Source organism: Clostridium sp. Marseille-P7770 (assembly GCF_902143525.1).
GTDB lineage: Bacteria > Bacillota > Clostridia > Lachnospirales > Lachnospiraceae > Pilosibacter.
On sequence record NZ_CABFVC010000003.1, the window covers coordinates 304,668 to 323,773 of the forward strand.

Below are 19,106 nucleotides of genomic sequence, written 5' to 3' on the forward strand. Positions count from 1 at the left end.
GAAAGGAGCATGAAACCGATGGCAAACGACCAGTCCATAGAGACCTTAAAAGGGATCGGAGAAAAAACAGCAAAACTTTTTGAGAAAGTCGGGATCCGCACCATCGATGACCTGCTCCATTACTATCCGAAGGGATATGACACGTACGGGGAGCCGAAGGCGATCGGCGAGCTCTCCGAGGATGAGACCGGCGCTGTAGAGGGTTTTTTTAAGAGCGGAGCGACCGGCGTCCATATCAATGGGCTCTCGATCGTCCAGGCGACGATCAGCGACATGACAGGGAAACTGCGCCTTGTCTGGTATCATATGCCGTACCTGAAAAATACGCTCCGTCCGGACAGTCACTTTATTTTCCGCGGACGTGTGATCCGGAAGAAGAACGGTCTCACGATGGAACAGCCCCAGATGTTTAAACCGGAGGCATATGAGGAACTTTTATCCAGCATGCGCCCGGTCTATGCACAGACAAAAGGTCTTGGAAATAAGACGATCACCTCCGCAGTCGAACAGGCGCTCGCGATCCGCACCCTGGAGAGGGATTATCTTCCGGCCAGCTTAAGGATCTCCAACGAACTTGCGGAGTACAATTTTGCGATCGAGCACATCCACTTTCCGGCAAACGAGGAAGACCTGAGATTTGCGAGAAAGCGGCTCGTCTATGACGAGTTCTTCTTCTTTCTTCTGGCTGTGCGCCATTTAAAGGAAAAACGCCAGAACATCCGGAGCCCGTTTCATGTAGAAAAGCAGGAAGAATGCAGAAGACTCCTGAAAGATCTGCCGTACAGGCTCACGAATGCTCAGCTGAGGACCCTGGAGGAGGTGCTGGGAGACTTAAAGAGCGGCTCCGTCATGAACCGCCTGATCCAGGGAGACGTTGGTTCCGGCAAGACGATCATCGCGGTCCTGGCACTCCTGGCGGTCTGTGAAAATGGGTATCAGGGCGCGCTGATGGTCCCGACGGAAGTCCTCGCGAGACAGCACTATGAGTCTGTGGCGGAATTGTTTGCCACACATGGAGTCGAAAAGAAAGTGATTCTCATCACCGGATCCATGACGGCAAAGGAAAAACGGCTTGCCTACGAAAAAGTCGCGTCCCATGAGGCGGATATCATCATCGGCACACATGCCCTGATCCAGGAGAAGGTCGTCTATGACAATCTGGCGCTCGTCATCACGGATGAGCAGCACCGTTTCGGCGTCGCCCAGCGGGAAATGTTTGGAAACAAGGGACAGTTGCCGCATGTGCTCGTCATGAGCGCGACGCCAATCCCGAGGACCCTGGCGATCATCCTGTACGGGGATCTCGACATCTCTGTAATTGATGAACTTCCGGCGAACCGTCTCCCGATCAAAAACTGCGTGGTCGACAAGAGCTACCGCCCTCGTGCCTACCGTTTTATCGAAAACGAGGTAAAGAACGGCCGCCAGGCGTATGTGATCTGCCCGATGGTGGAGGAGAGCGAGATGATCGAGGCGGAGAATGTCCTGGACTACACGAAGATTTTAAGGGAAAATCTGCCAGGGATCCGGGTCGAATACCTCCACGGAAAGATGAAGGGAAAAGAGAAGAATAAGATTATGGAAGACTTTGCCGCCGGAAATATCCAGGTCCTGGTCTCCACCACCGTTATCGAGGTCGGCGTCAATGTGCCGAACGCAACGGTGATAATGATCGAGAACGCAGAGCGGTTCGGCCTTGCACAGCTCCACCAGCTTAGGGGGCGCGTCGGGCGCGGAGACAAGCAGTCCTACTGCATCATGGTCAACGCATCCGGAAACAAGGAGAAGAACCAGCGTCTGGAGGTCTTAAATAAATCCAACGACGGCTTTTATATCGCTTCCGAGGATCTGAAACTCAGGGGCCCGGGGGATCTCTTCGGGATCCGCCAGAGCGGCGATCTCGAATTCCAGCTGGCAGATATCTATACGGATGCCGTGACGCTGAAAAAGGTGTCCGAGGATGTGAACCGGCTTCTGGCGAGGGATGAGAACCTGGAAGAGGAAGAAAACCGGGAACTGAAAAAGCGGCTTGACCGGTTTATGGAAGAGAAGTACGAGAAGCTGAATTTATAGAAAAAGAGGAGAATGACACACATGACGAGACTTGATGAACTCTTATATGAAATGACACGCTATGACGATAAGGATGTACGACGGATCCAGCACTTTTTAAAGGTGCATGAGTTTGCGAGACTGATCGGTCTCGCGGAGAACCTCGATCCATACACCCAGGAGGTCCTGGAGGCCGCAGCGATCGTTCATGATATCGGAATTCACAAGGCAGAAGAGAAATATGGACGGAATACCGGAAAATATCAGGAGATGGAAGGTCCGGGAGAGGCACGGACGATGCTCACGGCGCTTTCCTGGCCGCAGGAGGTCATTGACCGCGTCTGCTATCTCGTGGGACACCACCATACCTACGACAACATTGACGGAATGGATTATCAGATCCTCGTGGAGGCGGACTTCCTTGTCAACCTCTTTGAGGACGGCTCCACGCCGGATATGCAGAAAAATGTATTTATCCGGAATTTCCGGACGGAGGGCGGAAAACGCCTGTTCCGCCTGATGTTCGAGAGCGGAGAAAACGAAAAATAAACCGCCTGGACCCAATGGTGCCGGGCGGCAACGACGATTGAAAGTAAGAGGAAAGAATCTATGATGATCGAACTGAAACAGGTGTTTTCAGGAAAGCGCCTGGAGGAGGTCCATGCACTCTATGAGACCGCCTTCCCGGCATGTGAGAAAAAGCCGTTTTCCATGATCACCGCCGGTCAGGAGACAGGACTTGTCGAGATCCTGGCGATCGAGGAGAATAACGGATTTCTCGGTCTCGCCATCATGGCGAAAGCAGGAGACCGCGTCCTGCTCGATTATTTTGCGATCGCTGATCAGGCGCGCGGACATGGCGTGGGATCCGCAGCACTTAGGGCACTTCGCGGGAAATATCAGGGCATGCGGCTCATCATCGAGATCGAGAGTACAAAATGTGTGGATGAGGAGGAACTTTTCCTTCGTACACGCCGGAAGGAGTTCTATCTCCGGAATGGGTTCACGATGCTGCCCTACGATATCGATCTCTGGGGAACCGAGATGGAGATGCTGTCGAACGGAATGCCGTGCTCCTATGAGGAGTATCTGGATATCTACACGACTGCGTTCGGGGAAGAGGTCTCGGACCGGATCCACTTTTTGCGGGAGGTTCCGGCGGCGGAGGAAATCTGATCACAGATAGAGCAAAAATGATCCGCATGGGACCGCGTGATCAGGGATATTGCCGCTTTGGAAAGAAAAGGTATGGCAAATTCACAAAAAGTACACAGTGGTGTGCTATAGTTGGCACAAATAAAGCTTTGCCAACAATTAACGATGAGAGGATTACAAAATATGAAAAAACATGTATTATTAGGAGCACTGCTCCTGACTGCAGCACTTTCTGCAAGCATTACCGGCTGTTCTTCTTCCGGCACAAAAGAATCCGGCTCTCCAAAGGTGGAAATCGCTGAGATCCGTGATGAGACCGTGGAACCTGACTTTTCCGGCGCTGATATCGAGGTATATTCCTTAAATGCACCGATCGACTTCGATTATTCCAGTGCGGACACCGACATGATCTTTAAAAAGAAGGACGGAGTATGGCTGGATGCCATGGATTCCGCGATCCCGATCAATCAGGATAAATTTGATGCGATGGCCCGGAACTTCTTAAATCTCCACGCAGTTTCCGAGATCGCGGATGCAGACGGCAGTGATCTTTCTTCTTACGGGCTGAGCGAACCGGCATATACGGTTACGATCACAGATGGAGAAAAAGGAGCAATCACCATGGATATCGGAAATCAGGACGCCGATGGCAATTATTACCTTTCCGATGAAAAGAAGATCTACACGATAAAGGCTGCCACCGTGGACTCCCTGGTATTCGATTACTCTACACTTGTTGTCCGTGACGGTCTTGATCTTCAGATCTCCCCATCGGATATTCAGAGTGTCTCCATCACAATGGATGGAAAGACAACGACCATCAGCAGCTCCGATACGGAAGCGATGACGAAGATCGCAGACGGGGTCAACAACCTCAAGGCATTTGATTATGCGAGCTATCATATCCTGAGTCAGGAACTTACAAATGCAGACCTGACGACGGATACGCGCAACACCTTCCAGGCAGAGCTTACGGTAAACGGAGAGAAGAAATCTCTCACAGTCTATGTCGGAACCTATGCAAATCCGGATCAGACATACCGTTATATCCAGCTTGACGGTTCCAACATGATCATGGTGGTCGACAATAATGTCGTTTTGAATCTTTTAAACGGAATGATCCCGGAAAAAGATCTTCAGTAATGCGGAAGAGACTTGTTTTGCAAAGTTTCTGAAAATTTTTCAGGTCAGAAGGCAAGGAAAAGGAGAGAGAAGCTACCTTTTCCTTGCCTTTTTTTCTTGTTTGAGCTATTATAATACATAACTTTGAAAGTAAAGGAGAGAAAAACATGAATCAATTACTCGATCTCTTCCTTACGTTTGCCAGAATCGGCGGTCTTACCTTTGGCGGCGGATATGCGATGCTTCCGATCCTCCAGAGAGAAGTCGTTGAGAAAAGAAAATGGGCAACGGAAGAAGAACTTATGGACTATTACGCGATCGGACAGTGTACTCCGGGCGTTATCGCGGTAAATACAGCGACTTTCGTCGGTCAGGGACTCGCAGGTCCGATCGGCGGTATTGTTGCAACCCTGGGAGTTGTATTCCCGTCCCTGATCATCATCACGGTCATCGCAGCGTTTATCCAGAACTTCGCACACCTTGCAATCGTCCAGAACGCTTTCGCGGGGATCCGTGTCTGTGTCTGCGTCCTGATCTTCAATGCGGTCGTAAAGCTCTGGAAAAAGGCGGTTGTCGATAAGCCGACACTTGTGATCTGCGTGCTCGTGATCCTCGGCTCCGCGCTGACAGATCTCTCCCCGATCGTATTTGTAATTTTTGCGGCGGCTGCCGGAATTATCCTGAAGAATAAGGAGGTGGCTTCCAAATGATGATCTTGATCCGATTATTCTTCGAATTTTTCAAAGCCGGACTCTTTGCGGTCGGCGGCGGAATGGCGACACTGCCGTTCCTCTATAATATCTCCGACAAGACCGGATGGTTCACTTACGGACAGCTTGCCGATATGGTGGCGATCTCCGAGTCCACACCGGGACCGATGGGCGTCAACATGGCAACCTATGTCGGCTTTACAACGGCCGGACCGGTCGGCGCAGTCATTGCCACACTCGGTCTGATCACACCGTCGATCATCGTGATCCTGATCATTGCCGGCTTCTTAAAGGCATTTAAGACAAACAAATATGTCCAGAACGCCTTTTACGGTCTCCGCCCGGCCTCCACAGGCCTGATCGCGGCGGCAGGACTTTCCGTCCTTTCCCTGGTTCTCCTTCACAAGGACGCCTTCGCGGCGAGCGGAAAGATCACAGACCTGATCAGTATCCGCAGCATCGTCCTTCTCGTGGTGCTCTATTATTTCACCGCGATCTGCAAAAAAACAAAAGGACTTCACCCGGTAGCGTTCATCGCGGCTTCCGCTGTGATCGGGATCGTACTCCGGTTCGGTGGAGTATAAATTTCAGTACATCAGCCTGTGGGAGATCTTCCGCAGGTTTTTTGTTTACGCGAACAGCGAGCCAAAGTCCTCGCTTGCGCGAGACCCTGACGACTGTCGCGATAACAAGGGGAAACCCGCGAAACGTGTTTTTACCTGCTTCCCGAATATATGTTCGATAGAAAACACTTGCAATTCTGGAAGTTTTAAGTGTATAATAAGAAAAGCTGACTACGAAACATGGCCGGAGCATTATGCAGCGGCCACGAAAATAAAAATGAAACTGCGGCGGGGAAATGCTCTCTGCCGCAGTTTATGACTTATAATTGGAGGTCTTTACATGGCGAAAGCACAGTATAATGCTGACAGTATCACCGTACTGGAAGGACTGGAGGCAGTCCGCAAACGTCCCGGAATGTACATCGGAGGCGTTGGAACAAAGGGCTTAAACCATTTGATATACGAAATCGTCGACAACGCGGTGGACGAGCACCTGGCCGGATTCTGTACAGAGATCACGGTAACGCTGGAAGCGGACGGGTCCTGTACCGTAAAAGACAACGGCCGCGGGATCCCGGTGGAGATGCACAAAAAAGGCGTCTCCGCAGAGCGCGTGGTCCTCTCAACTCTTCACGCGGGCGGAAAATTCGACAATAATTCCTATAAAACCAGCGGCGGACTTCACGGCGTCGGTTCTTCCGTTGTAAACGCTCTGTCGGAACGGATGAAGGTCAAAATTTCCAGAGATGGAAAAGTATATTATGATGAATATGAGAAAGGGCATCCGGTCGTTGAGCTGAAGGACGGCCTTCTTCCGGTGATCGGAAAATCGAAGGAAACGGGAACGGAGATCAACTTCCTGCCGGATCCAACGATCTTTGAGAAGACAAAATTCAAGGCGGAGTGGCTGAAGAGCCGCCTTCATGAATCTGCATACTTAAACCCGAAGCTGATCCTTCACTATGTAAATAAACGTGCGGGCGAAGAGGAAAGCGTAACTTACCACGAGCCTGACGGGATCGTCGCTTATGTCCGTGAGCTGAACAACGGAAAAGAACCGATCCATGAGCCGGTATATTTTAAGGGCAGTGTGGACCAGATCGAGGTGGAAGTCGCATTCCAGTTTGTGGACGCCTTTGAGGAGAATATCCTCGGATTCTGCAACAACATCTTTACCCAGGAGGGCGGATCCCACCTGGTGGGCTTTAAGACGAAATTTACCCAGCTGATCAACTCCTACGCGAGGGAACTCGGCATCTTAAAGGAGAAAGACAGCAACTTTACCGGTGCTGACACGAGAAACGGCATGACGGCCGTTGTCGCCGTAAAACACCCGGATCCGATCTTTGAGGGACAGACAAAGACAAAACTTGCCAGTGCCGATGCGACAAAGGCCGTGTTCACGATGACAGGGGAGGAGCTGGAGCGCTTCTTTGACCGTAACCTTGACACCTTAAAAGCGATCATCGCCTGCGCGGAAAAATCCGCGAAGATCCGGAAAGCGGAGGAGAAAGCAAAGACAAACATGCTATCCAAGTCAAAGTTCTCCTTCGACAGCAACGGAAAACTTGCAAACTGCGAGAGCCGTGATCCGTCGAAATGTGAGATCTTCATCGTCGAGGGAGATTCCGCCGGCGGTTCCGCAAAGATGGGAAGAAACCGTCAGTTTCAGGCGATCCTGCCGATCCGCGGAAAGATCTTAAACGTGGAAAAGGCATCGATGGACAAGGTTCTGGCAAACGCCGAGATCAAGACGATGATCAACGCGTTCGGCTGCGGATTTTCTGAAGGTTATGGAAATGACTTTGATATCACAAAACTGAAATATGATAAGATCGTCCTGATGACCGATGCCGATGTGGACGGAAGCCATATCGACACCCTGCTCCTGACGTTCCTCTACCGCTTTATGCCGGAGCTGATCTACGACGGTCACGTTTATATCGCGATGCCGCCGCTCTACAAGGTCGTTCCGAAGCGCGGGGAAGAGCGCTATCTGTACGATGACAAGGCGTTAGAAGAGTACAGAAGGAGCCATTCCGGGGACTTTACGCTTCAACGCTACAAAGGTCTCGGTGAGATGGACGCGGACCAGCTCTGGGAGACGACTTTAAACCCGGAAAACCGTGTCTTAAAGCGGGTGGAGATCGAAGATGCCCGTATGGCGAGTGAGGTGACGGAGCTTCTGATGGGAAGCGATGTCCCGCCGAGAAAGAAATTTATCTATGATCATGCCGATGAGGCGGAGATCGACGCATAAAAGGAGAAGTTACCATGTCTGAAAAAATATTGCGAACTGAATATTCGGAGGAGATGCAGAAGAGCTATCTGGACTACTCCATGAGCGTCATCACCTCCCGGGCGATCCCGGATGCCAGGGACGGTTTAAAGCCGGTACAGCGCCGAGTTCTCTATGATATGAGCGAGCTCCATCTGGACCACGACAAGCCGCACCGGAAATCGGCCCGTATCGTCGGCGATACGATGGGTAAATATCATCCGCACGGCGACAGCTCGATCTATGAGACGTTAGTCGTATTATCCCAGGATTTCAAAAAAGGAATGGCTCTGGTGGATGGTCACGGAAACTTCGGCTCGATCGAAGGTGACGGCGCTGCGGCCATGCGATACACTGAGGCGCGCTTAAAGAAATTCGCGGAAGAAGTTTATTTAAAAGATCTTGATAAGACCGTGGATTTCGTCGCGAACTACGATGAGACGGAAAAAGAGCCGGAAGTCCTTCCGGTCCGCGTGCCGAACCTTCTCGTAAACGGCGCGGAGGGAATCGCAGTCGGAATGAGCACCAGCATCCCGACCCACAATCTGGGCGAAGTGATCGATGCGGTGAAGGCGTATATCGACAACCGCCTTCTCACCGTGGAAGAACTGATGGAATATATGCCGGGACCGGATTTCCCGACCGGCGGTATTATCGCGAACAAGAGCGATCTTTTACAGATCTATGAAACCGGGACCGGAAAGATCAAGCTCCGCGGAAAGATCGAGGTGGAGCTCGGAAGAAGAAAAGCGGACCGCGACAAGCTCGTGATCACAGAGATCCCATACACGATGATCGGCGCCGGGATCAACAAACTGCTCGTCGATATCGCCGATCTCGTGGAGACGAGAAAACTCACCGATGTGGTGGACATCTCGAACCAGTCAAACAAAGAGGGCATCCGAATCGTCCTGGAGCTCAAGAAGGACGCCGATGTCAATAAGATCAAGGCGATCCTCTACAAGAAGACGAAGCTGGAGGACACTTACGGCGTCAATATGCTGGCGATCGATGAGGGACGCCCGGAGACAATGAACCTCAAACAGATCTTAAATACGTTCCTGGAATTCCAGTACCGGAATATGACGAAGAAGTACAATGTGCTCCTCGAAAAGGAACTGGAGAAGAAAGAGGTTCAGGAAGGTCTCATCGAGGCCTGCGACGTGATCGACCTGATCATCGCCGTACTCCGCGGCTCAAAGAACATGAAGGACGCGAAGGAATGCCTGATGACGGGAAATACCGAAAAGATCAGATTCCGTGTGCCGGGCTTTGAGGAGGATGCAAAGAATCTTCACTTTACCGAGCGCCAGGCGACAGCGATCCTCGAGATGCGCCTCTATAAGCTGATCGGCCTCGAGATCCTTGCACTCCAGAAAGCGTATAAAGAGACCCTGCGGAAGATCCGGGAATATCAGCATATCCTCTCCAACCAGAAAAACATGGACGTTGTCATCAAGGAAGATCTCGATGCGATCAAGGCAGAGTTCGCAGAGCCGAGAAGAACACTCATCGAGGACGGCGAGGAGATGGTCTATGTGGAGGCGAAGGAAGCAGCGAAGGAAGTGATCTTCGTTATGGATCGCTTCGGCTACTGCAAGACGATGGACCGCTCCATCTATGAGAGAAACCAGGAAACGGTGGACAGCGAGAATGTCCGCGTCCTCCCGGTGATGACAGATGATAAACTCTGCATGTTCTCTGATACCGGAACCATGTATCAGGTGAAAGTCGCCGAGTTCCCTGCGCTCAAAATGAAGGATAAGGGAATCCCGATCGAGAATGTCAGCAAATTTGACGGCAAGACGGAGACACTTCTCTTTATGCTTCCGGCTTCCGGCCTTGCAGGGAAAAAGTTCCTGTTCGCGACATCCCAGGCATCAGTAAAGATCGTTCCCGGTGAGGAATTTATGACGGCAAACAAGACCGTTGTCGCAACGAAGCTCGCCGAAGATGATAAACTTGTGGAGATCCGGGAAATCGGCACGGAAGTCGACGGGGAGCGAGATGTGGTTCTCCAGACTGTGGATGGAATGTTCTTAAAATTCCCGCTCGCGGAGATCCCGGAACTTAAAAAGAACAGCCGCGGCGTTCGCGGGATCCGTCTTGAAAAGGAAGATACGCTGGAACATGTCTATCTGCCGGATGTCGACGGAACTGCTCACTATAAAGGAAAAGAAGTTGCCCTCGGACGGTTAAAAGCCGCAAAGAGGGATGGAAAAGGGACGAAAGTTCGGTTATAATATAATATATAGGAATAGCATTCGATAAAAAAGGAGGAACTACCATGAACGTACCAACACCTCATATCGCAGCAAAAGAAGGCGAGATCGCACCTTCCATCTTACTTCCGGGCGATCCGCTCCGTGCAAAATTTATCGCTGAGAATTTCCTTGCAGGAGCAAGACAGTTTAATGCCACAAGAAATATGTTCGGTTATACCGGATTTTACCGTGATAAACCTGTTTCCGTCATGGGAACGGGAATGGGATGCCCGTCGATCGGAATTTACACCCACGAGCTCATCGAGGGATACGGAGTAAAGAAACTGATCCGTGTAGGCACGACAGGAGCGATCTCCGAAGATGTTCATATCCGTGATCTCGTATTCGCCATGGGCGCGTGCACACAGACAAACTATGTGAAGGAATTCGGACTTCCGGGAGACTTCGCTCCGATCGCAGACTTTGGTCTTCTGATCAAGGCAGTCTTCAATGCGGAGCAGGAAAATCTTCCTTACCATGTAGGAAATGTCCTCACATCGGATCTTTTCTATGAGCCGGAAAAGAAAAAGCATGACGGACTCCAGTTCGCCGATATGGGAGTTCTCGCAGTGGAGATGGAGACAGCTGCTCTCTACGCGAACGCTGCCCTCGGAAAAGCGCGGGCACTCTCCATCATGACCGTATCCGATTCCATGGTGACAGGAGAGAAGACGACCGCCGAGGAACGCGAGACTTCCTTTGCAGATATGATCCGCGTAGCGCTTGAGGTCATTTAATGCTTGCATTTTTTGTCATTTTGAGTTAGGATAGACATCAACACGAATGTTGCGTACATGGAGACATATGTCCGTGACGGGTGGAAGAATGGCAAGCCGTCAACTGAAGATGACTGTCAGGCAAAGATGAGGAGATATGTGTGATGGAAAAGAAACTTAGAGTTGGTATCCTTGGAGCAACAGGTATGGTAGGACAGAGATTTATCTCTCTCCTTGAAAACCACCCATGGTTTGAAGTGACGACCGTGGCTGCCAGCCCGCGTTCTGCAGGAAAGACATATGAGGAGGCTGTTGGAGGCCGTTGGAAAATGACGACTCCGATGCCGGAAAAAGTAAAAAATTTAGTCGTTATGAATGTAAACGACGTTGATGCCGTATCAAGGACCGTTGATTTCGTATTCAGCGCCGTTGATATGACAAAAGAAGAGATCCGTGCGATCGAGGAAGCTTACGCAAAGACAGAGACACCGGTTGTATCCAACAACAGCGCTCACCGCTGGACACCGGATGTTCCGATGGTGATCCCGGAGATCAACCCGGAGCACTTTGACGTGATCAAATTCCAGAAGCAGAGACTCGGCACAACACGCGGATTCATCGCAGTAAAGCCGAATTGCTCGATCCAGAGCTACACTCCGGCCCTCAGTGCATGGAGAGAGTTTGAGCCGTATGAAGTAGTCGCTACTACATACCAGGCGATCTCCGGAGCAGGAAAGACCTTCAAGGACTGGCCTGAGATGGTCGAGAACGTGATCCCGTACATCGGCGGCGAGGAAGAGAAGAGCGAGCAGGAGCCGCTCAGGATCTGGGGCCACTTAGAGGGCGGCGTGATCGTAAAGGCAAAAGAGCCGGTGATCACATGCCAGTGCGTCCGTGTGCCGGTATTAAACGGTCATACAGCTGCTGTATTTGTAAAGTTCAGAAAGAAAGCATCCAAAGAACAGCTCATCGAAAAACTCGTAAACTTCAAGGGACTTCCGCAGGAGTTAGAGCTTCCGAGCGCACCGAAGCAGTTCATCCAGTACATGGAAGAGGACAATCGTCCGCAGGTTAAGCTGGATGTCGATTTCGAGAACGGAATGGGCGTATCCATCGGACGTTTAAGAGAAGATACCGTCTACGACTGGAAATTCATCGGTCTGTCCCACAATACAGTCCGCGGCGCTGCAGGCGGAGCAGTCCTCTGCGCAGAGCTTCTCACAAAGCAGGGATATATCACAGTAAAATAAAAACAAGGGGCCCGCTTTATCGCGGGCTCTTTTTACGCAGAGGAGGTATTATCATGTCAGTAACAAAAGAGCATTTTGGTGAGATGCCGGATGGAAGAGAAGTAAGCCTCTACACGATCAAAAATAAAAACGGGCTGATGGCATCCGTCACAGATCTGGGGGCTGTCTGGGTCCGCATGATCGTTCCGGACAAAAACGGGGTTATGGACGATGTGATGCTGGGGTTTGACGATGCTGCCGGTTATTTAAAGAACGGTCCGCACTTCGGTTCCGTCGTCGGTCGTATCGCAAACCGCACCGGAAAAGGAAGATTTTCCCTAAACGGGACCGAATACACACTGGCGATCAATAACGGTCCGAATAATCTTCACAGCGGTCTTGATTACTACGACGCAAGACTCTGGAATGCGAAGGAAGAGTCGGAAAACAGCGTCACTTTTACACTCTTAAGTCCGGACGGGGATCAGGGCTATCCGGGAAACGCCATCGTATCCGTCACCTACACGCTGACTGACGAGGATATGCTGACACTGACTTACCGCGTTCTTTCCGATGCGGATACGCCTGTGAACCTGACAAATCACGGATACTTTAACCTTCTTGGAAACAATGGCGGTTCTGTCCTGGAGCACCAGGCGCGGATCCTTGCCGATTTTTATACTCCGTCCGATGAGACGTCGATCCCGACCGGTGAGATTCTTCCGGTAAAGGGAACTCCGATGGACTTTACGGACTTTCATGTGATCGGAGAGCGGATCGATGAAGATTTCGACCAGCTCGTTCAGGGACATGGCTATGATCATAACTGGTGTCTTTCCCACGTTCGCGGTGATTTGGGTCTTTCCGCGCAGATCTTCTCCGAGGAAAGCGGAAGAGCCATGGATGTCTATACGGATCAGCCGGGGGTCCAGTTCTATACGGCAAACTGGCTGGAGCAGGGGAACGGAAAATCAGGTGCTTTCTACCATGCGAGAACTGCTTTCTGCTTTGAGACCCAGAACTTCCCGGATGCAGTCAACAAGCCTCATTTCCCGTCACCGATCGTAAAAGCTGGAAAAGAGTGGAAATCCGTGACAGGATACCATTTCTATATTCATGAGTAAAGGACCAAAAATGAAAAATTTAAATGAACGCAGCGTCAGGATTCTGGCATCACTGGGGCTGATCCTGACGACCATGATCTGGGGTTTTGCCTTCGTTGTGATGAAGAATTCCGTGGATCTGATCCCGCCGACGTATCTTCTGGCGATCCGTTTTTCCATGTCTGCGGTCCTGCTTGCCCTATTATTTCATAAAAATCTGTTCGCAGCGGACCGCCAGACGATCCTCTGCGGCGCGATTCTGGGAATATTTCTCTGCCTGTCCTACCAGTTCCAGACTTACGGTCTGAAATACACGACGGCCAGCAAAAACGCCTTTATCACGACCTTGTATGTGATCATTGTACCGTTTCTCTACTGGATCGTCAGCAAAAAGAGACCGACAGGGCGAAATATCGCTGCAGCGTTTATCGCAGTCATCGGTCTCGCACTTTTATCTCTGCAGGGCGACCTCACGATCAATTTCGGAGATTTTCTGACACTGGTGTGCGGTCTGATGTTCGCAGTCCATATGGTATTTATCGACAAATTCACGGAGCACCATGATCCGATCGCACTGACCGTGATCCAGATCCTTGCGGCTGCCATCATCAACTGGATCTGCGCGCCGTTTCTCGACGGATCCTTTGATTTCGCGGTCCTGGCGAATCAGTCTCTGATCGTAGGCCTGCTGTACCTTGCAGTTTTCTCGACGACCGTATCGTATCTCTTACAGAATATCGGTCAGAAATATTTAAGCGCCTCCACATCGGCGATCCTTCTTTCCCTGGAATCTGTGTTTGGGACACTGTTTTCTGTGATCTTCTTAAAGGATGTGCTGACCGGAAAGATGTTAGTCGGATGCGCCCTGATGTTTGCGGCACTGATCCTGTCGGAGCTTCCGCAGAAGAAAAAATAACGATCCTTTCATCCCGAAGAATTGCGGTCCGGGGTGGGAGAGAATAAGATAACTAGGAAAGAGGTTTCATGGGAAAAGCATTATTTATCGCCGAAAAACCGAGCGTTGCCCAGGAATTTGCGAAGGCCTTAAAGGTTTCCGGGAGAAAAGGAGACGGATATATCGAGTCCGATCAGGCGATCGTGACCTGGTGTGTCGGACATCTGGTGACCATGAGTTACCCGGATGCGTATGATCCGGCCCTGAAACGCTGGAGCATGGAAACTCTGCCGTTTCTTCCGAAAACATTCAAATACCAGGTGATCGACGATGTGAAGAAACAATTTACGATCGTGAGCGGGCTCTTAAACCGGGCGGACGTGGACACGATCTATGTCTGCACTGACTCCGGGCGTGAGGGAGAATATATCTACCGCCTGGTGGAGCAGATGGCAGGCGTAAAAGGAAAAAACCGCCGCCGTGTCTGGATCGACTCCCAGACGGAGGAGGAGATCCTGCGCGGAGTGAGAGAGGCAAAGGACCTCGCAGAGTATGACAATCTCGCAGCGTCCGCATATCTCAGGGCAAAAGAGGATTACCTCATGGGCATCAATTTTTCCAGGGTGCTCACCCTGAAATACGGTCCGTCCGTGGCGTCCTATCTCCGGGAAAAGCGGGCGGTGCTCTCTGTGGGACGCGTGATGACCTGCGTTCTCGGCATGGTCGTCCGCAGGGAACGGGAAATCCGTGAATTCGTAAAGACTCCGTTCTACCGCGTCATCGGCTCCTTCGATGTCCCGGATCACGAGACAGCAGTCATCGAGGCAGAGTGGAGAGCCGTGGAAGGTTCCCGGTATTTTGGAACACCGGCGCTCTACAAGGAGAATGGATTTAAGGAGAAAAAGACGGCGGAAGAGCTGATCCGGTTCCTGAGTGCCGATCCGATGGAGGGAACACTTCTCGCTTTGGACCGGAAAAAAGAGACGAAAAATCCGCCGCTCTTATACAATCTCGCCGAGATCCAGAACGATTGTTCGAAAATGTTCAAGATCAGTCCGGATGAGACTCTAAAGATCATTCAGGAACTCTACGAGAAAAAGCTGGTGACATACCCGAGAACCGATGCACGAGTCCTCTCCACCGCAGTATCGAAGGAGATCTATAAAAATATCGGCGGTCTCCGGAATTTTGCTCCTCTCGCGGATTTTGCCGCGAAGGCACTTGACAGCGGAACATGGAAGCAGATCGCGAAGACAAAATATGTGAATGATAAACAGATCACTGACCACTATGCGATCATCCCGACCGGTCAGGGATTCGGAGCGCTGCGAAGCCTGAATCCGCTGGCTGCAAAGGTGTATGAGCTGATCGGACGCCGGTTTTTGAGCATTTTTTATCCGCCGGCCGTCTACCAGAAGTTTTCCCTGCGGATCGAAAAACAGGGGGAACAGTTCTTTGCAGCCTATAAGGTCCTCGCGGAAGCGGGATATCTGGAAGTTGCGAATGTCCCGGCAAAAAAGAAGGCGGAAAGCAGCGGTAACAGCAAAGCGGAAAATTCCGGTGCGTCCCAGGATTCCCAGGCGGAGGAGCTGGATCCGGGTCATGATGAAAAAGCAAAGGATCTTCTTGCCATGCTCTCCGGGTTGAAAAAGGGACAGAAATTAAAGCTCCTAAAGCTTGAGATAAAAGAAGGCGAGACTTCCCCGCCAAAGCGCTATACGTCCGGTTCCATGATCCTTGCAATGGAAAACGCAGGTCAGCTCATCGAGGATGAAGATCTGCGCGCCCAGATCAAGGGAAGCGGGATCGGAACAAGCGCCACCCGCGCGGAGATCCTGAAAAAGCTGTTCAACATCAAATATCTGGCGTTGGCAAAGAAGACCCAGGTCATCACGCCGACACTCCTCGGAGAGATCGTCTTTGATGTCTGTCAGGCATCCATGAGGCAGCTCTTAAATCCGGAACTCACGGCGAGCTGGGAAAAAGGCCTGACGTATGTGGCGGAGGGAACGATCACGCCGGATGAATACATGGAAAAACTGGAGCGCTTTGTGACACTCCGGACAAACGGCGTCAAACAGACGAACAATGCCTATATGCTGCGCCCTTACTTTGACGCTGCGGCACAATTTTATAAAAAGTAGCAGGAACATGCCTGTAAAAAATGTGCTTTGGCACATTCTCGCGCCGGGTACGGTCGCTTGCGTCGTCTGATCAGACGGCAGATTGGAGAATGATATGAAAAAAGAAGAAACAAAAATCGTGGATCTCTATGATCTTTCCCACACCCAGGCTGCAGACTTTCTTCGCCAGTTCACCTATCCGTGGGAGGCACTGGCCCATATCAAAGAGTTCATCCTTGAGCTTGGAAAGACACTCCCGGAGGATGAATATGAAAAGCGCGGAGAGACCGTCTGGGTCCACAAGTCTGCAAAGGTGATGCCGAGCGCATATCTCGGTGAGAATATCATCATCGGAAAGGACACGGAAGTTCGCCACTGTGCATTCCTTCGCGGAAATGCGTTGGTCGGAGAGGGCGCTGTTGTCGGAAACTCCACAGAACTCAAAAATGTGATCCTGTTCGATAAGGTGCAGGTTCCTCACTATAACTATGTCGGGGATTCGATCCTCGGATACCGCGCCCACATGGGAGCCGGTTCCATCACTTCAAACGTAAAGTCCGATAAACTGCTTGTCAAAGTCCATGCGGAGGACGGCGATATCGAGACCGGGATCAAGAAATTCGGCGCCATGCTCGGCGATTGCGTGGAAGTTGGATGCGGATCCGTCCTGAATCCCGGCACTGTGATCGGCAGAAACTGCAATATCTACCCGCTGTCCAGCGTCCGCGGATGTGTGGATGAGAACTCTATCTATAAAAAACAGGGCGAGATCGCAAAGAAAGTACAGGAATAACTGTTTTCTCTGAAAACAGATAAAAAGAACAAGTCCCGGCAAACAAGTGAAAACACGCTTCGCGAGTTTCCCCTTGTTATCGCAACAGTCGCCAAGGTCATGCGCAAGCGCAGACTTTGGCTCGTTGTTCGCGTAAATAAAAAAGGTAAAAGAAAAACCACGATGCCTGCCAAAAAAACAGGTATCGTGGTTTTTGTCTTTTATCTGTTTAAAGCCTGGCATTCGCGATCTTCTCAGGAGAAAAGACCGGAATGTTCCGGATATTCACGGATCAATTACTTTGTTCCGAAGATACGGTCGCCGGCATCGCCAAGACCCGGGCAGATGTACGCGTTCTCGTTTAATTCACGGTCGAGATGGCCGACATAGATCTGCACATCCGGATGTGCCTCATGAAGCTTCTTTACTCCTTCCGGAGCAGCGATGATGCACATAAATTTGATGTGTTTTCCGCCGTGCTGCTTGATAAAGTCGATCGCAGCGACTGCGGAACCGCCGGTCGCGAGCATCGGATCTGTGACAACGATCGTTCTCTGCTCGATCGGATTCGGGAGTTTGCAGAAATATTCGTGCGGCTCATGAGTCTCCTCGTCGCGGTAGAGACCGATATGACCGATCTTTGCGGACGGAACGAGGGAAAGGACACCGTTTACCATTCCAAGACCTGCGCGCAGGATCGGAACGATCGCAAGTTTCTTACCGGCAAGCATCGGAGTCATACAGGTCTCGATCGGAGTCTCGACCTCAACGTCCTCAAGCGGAAGATCGCGGAGTGCCTCATATCCCATCAGAGTTGCGATCTCCTCAACAAGAGTACGGAACTCATTTGTTCCTGTGGTCTTCTTTCTTAACATGGAGATCTTGTGCTGAACCAGCGGGTGGTCAATATACGTTACATTTTCCATTAATAGATACCAGCCTTTCTGTGATCTGCCAAAGCCTATAGACCGATTGGCAGATCATGTTTTTTCCTTCCCTTTATCATACCAAAACGCAGGATAGAAATCAACCGGATCGTTTCTCAGATCATCTATTGTTATTTTGTTTCCGGTGAATATTTTACAAGGGCATAATCACCCGCCGCATGGCTCACCGGAACGATCAGGTAGATATCTCCGTCTTTTTCGTAGGAAAACGCCTGCGGGAATGTCCCGTCCTTTACGGAAGTAAAATCACATTCTGCAAACACAGTCTGCCAGAGGTCCTTTCCGCTGGACTTGATGGAATCCTTTACTTCAGCTGCTGTATCCGCCGGTTCTACCACCACAACGTCATCGGAAGAAAGATATTCCGCGATGGAATCCGCATCTGCATACGCAGTCAGACCGATCGGTGATCCTGTATTTAAGTTCACAGAGACGGCATAGCGCACATTTGACGGATGGGCTGTTTCTGCAACGTTTACCATTCCGTGGAATGTAAATACCGCCTTGTTTTTATCGAGGGATACCAGATCACAGTTGATGGAAACCTCATCCTTTTCGGTGTCCAGTTCCCAGGCAGTGATGATCGAGGTCGCCTCTTTCTTTAAAAGCTCATTGACGGCCTGGGTCATGGATGCATCACGGAGATTGGAGAGGATCGGGTATTCGATGGAGACCTTTCCGGTCTTTTCGGTCGCGATCTTCGATTTCACGCTTAACGCGTCGGAGGCGTTGGAATCCTTTTGCGTCTCGACCTCAGAAGATCCGGCTTTTGAAGCATCAGTTTTTGAGGAGTCACTTTTTGAATTGTCTGCTGCCGGATCAGCCTTTGTTTCATTGGAAGTAGTTTCCGCCATGGTCTCCGCAGCGGACGTATGAATTCCAGAGATGTCCACAGCCTCGTGTTTTTTGCATGCGGTGATGGCTAATGCGGCAAACATTGTTAAAGCGGCAAATTTATAAAGATTTTTTCTCATAAGAAGATCAGCTCCTTTTATCGTATTTTAATGCGGCACCGGAATAGGCGAATGGAAGAAAGCTTGTCCGGTACCAGGTTTATCTTTCTAAGACAGTTATATTATATCATGAAGACCTGCCTCTTGTACATGAACGCCACATTACGATTTTGTTAAATAAATGAAAGCATTTCATAAGAAAACGCCGGGATCGTTGATAAGTA

16 protein-coding genes are annotated in these 19,106 nt (G+C 50.7%); 14 read left to right on the top strand and 2 right to left on the bottom strand.

Going from position 1 to position 19,106, the window contains the following annotated elements; genetic code table 11:
* The first annotated feature begins 18 nt into the window (after nucleotides 1–18).
* From recG to FN001_RS08615, 14 genes are all read left to right on the top strand, one after another.
* Nucleotides 19–2,073 carry an ATP-dependent DNA helicase RecG gene (gene recG / locus FN001_RS08550; RefSeq protein ID WP_142411539.1) on the top strand — a complete coding sequence of 685 codons (2,055 nt, stop codon included), beginning with the start codon at nucleotides 19–21 and terminating at the stop codon, nucleotides 2,071–2,073.
* Between the two features lie 21 nt (nucleotides 2,074–2,094).
* Nucleotides 2,095–2,601, top strand: coding sequence for an HD domain-containing protein (locus FN001_RS08555; RefSeq protein WP_118298154.1), 507 nt, complete (start codon nucleotides 2,095–2,097; stop codon nucleotides 2,599–2,601).
* 60 nt (nucleotides 2,602–2,661) lie between these two features.
* On the top strand, nucleotides 2,662–3,228 hold the full coding sequence (locus tag FN001_RS08560) for a GNAT family N-acetyltransferase (RefSeq protein WP_142411540.1): 567 nt from the start codon (nucleotides 2,662–2,664) through the stop codon (nucleotides 3,226–3,228).
* A gap of 162 nt (nucleotides 3,229–3,390) precedes the next feature.
* A complete protein-coding gene (locus FN001_RS08565) occupies nucleotides 3,391–4,350 on the top strand; it encodes a DUF4340 domain-containing protein (protein WP_185911879.1) in 960 nt (319 codons plus the stop codon).
* A gap of 146 nt (nucleotides 4,351–4,496) precedes the next feature.
* Nucleotides 4,497–5,039 (top strand): chromate transporter, encoded by a 543-nt coding sequence (locus FN001_RS08570; protein ID WP_142411542.1) that lies wholly within the window; start codon nucleotides 4,497–4,499, stop codon nucleotides 5,037–5,039.
* Nucleotides 5,039–5,623, top strand: coding sequence for a chromate transporter (locus FN001_RS08575; RefSeq protein WP_142411736.1), 585 nt, complete (start codon nucleotides 5,039–5,041; stop codon nucleotides 5,621–5,623). Before FN001_RS08570 ends, FN001_RS08575 begins: the two co-directional genes overlap by 1 nt.
* 319 nt (nucleotides 5,624–5,942) lie before the next feature.
* The gene (locus FN001_RS08580) at nucleotides 5,943–7,862 is read left to right on the top strand and encodes a DNA gyrase/topoisomerase IV subunit B (protein WP_118298159.1); all 1,920 of its coding nucleotides are present in this window, start codon (nucleotides 5,943–5,945) and stop codon (nucleotides 7,860–7,862) included.
* Nucleotides 7,863–7,876: 14 nt separating this feature from the next.
* Entirely contained in the window at nucleotides 7,877–10,123 is a 2,247-nt protein-coding gene (locus FN001_RS08585; RefSeq protein WP_142411543.1) for a DNA gyrase/topoisomerase IV subunit A, read from the top strand.
* A gap of 44 nt (nucleotides 10,124–10,167) precedes the next feature.
* Nucleotides 10,168–10,881: a purine-nucleoside phosphorylase gene (gene deoD, locus FN001_RS08590; RefSeq protein ID WP_118298161.1), complete on the top strand. Its 714-nt coding sequence runs from the start codon at nucleotides 10,168–10,170 to the stop codon at nucleotides 10,879–10,881.
* Between the two features lie 143 nt (nucleotides 10,882–11,024).
* Complete coding sequence (gene asd, locus FN001_RS08595) at nucleotides 11,025–12,110, top strand: aspartate-semialdehyde dehydrogenase (RefSeq protein WP_142411544.1); 1,086 nt, start codon at nucleotides 11,025–11,027, stop codon at nucleotides 12,108–12,110.
* Nucleotides 12,111–12,163: 53 nt separating this feature from the next.
* Nucleotides 12,164–13,213: an aldose epimerase family protein gene (locus tag FN001_RS08600; RefSeq protein WP_142411545.1), complete on the top strand. Its 1,050-nt coding sequence runs from the start codon at nucleotides 12,164–12,166 to the stop codon at nucleotides 13,211–13,213.
* A gap of 10 nt (nucleotides 13,214–13,223) precedes the next feature.
* The gene (locus tag FN001_RS08605; protein WP_118298192.1) at nucleotides 13,224–14,108 is read left to right on the top strand and encodes a DMT family transporter; all 885 of its coding nucleotides are present in this window, start codon (nucleotides 13,224–13,226) and stop codon (nucleotides 14,106–14,108) included.
* Between the two features lie 68 nt (nucleotides 14,109–14,176).
* Nucleotides 14,177–16,231: a DNA topoisomerase gene (locus FN001_RS08610; RefSeq protein ID WP_142411546.1), complete on the top strand. Its 2,055-nt coding sequence runs from the start codon at nucleotides 14,177–14,179 to the stop codon at nucleotides 16,229–16,231.
* A 94-nt stretch (nucleotides 16,232–16,325) separates the two neighbouring features.
* Nucleotides 16,326–17,003 carry an acyltransferase gene (locus tag FN001_RS08615; protein WP_118298165.1) on the top strand — a complete coding sequence of 226 codons (678 nt, stop codon included), beginning with the start codon at nucleotides 16,326–16,328 and terminating at the stop codon, nucleotides 17,001–17,003.
* A gap of 275 nt (nucleotides 17,004–17,278) precedes the next feature.
* On the opposite strand, the gene upp is transcribed toward FN001_RS08615, so the two are convergent.
* Together upp and FN001_RS08625 are read right to left on the bottom strand one after the other, a co-directional pair.
* Nucleotides 17,279–17,908, bottom strand: coding sequence for a uracil phosphoribosyltransferase (gene upp / locus FN001_RS08620; RefSeq protein ID WP_117470249.1), 630 nt, complete (start codon nucleotides 17,906–17,908; stop codon nucleotides 17,279–17,281).
* Between the two features lie 131 nt (nucleotides 17,909–18,039).
* On the bottom strand, nucleotides 18,040–18,903 hold the full coding sequence (locus FN001_RS08625; RefSeq protein ID WP_142411547.1) for a DUF4163 domain-containing protein: 864 nt from the start codon (nucleotides 18,901–18,903) through the stop codon (nucleotides 18,040–18,042).
* Nucleotides 18,904–19,106: the final 203 nt, after the last annotated feature.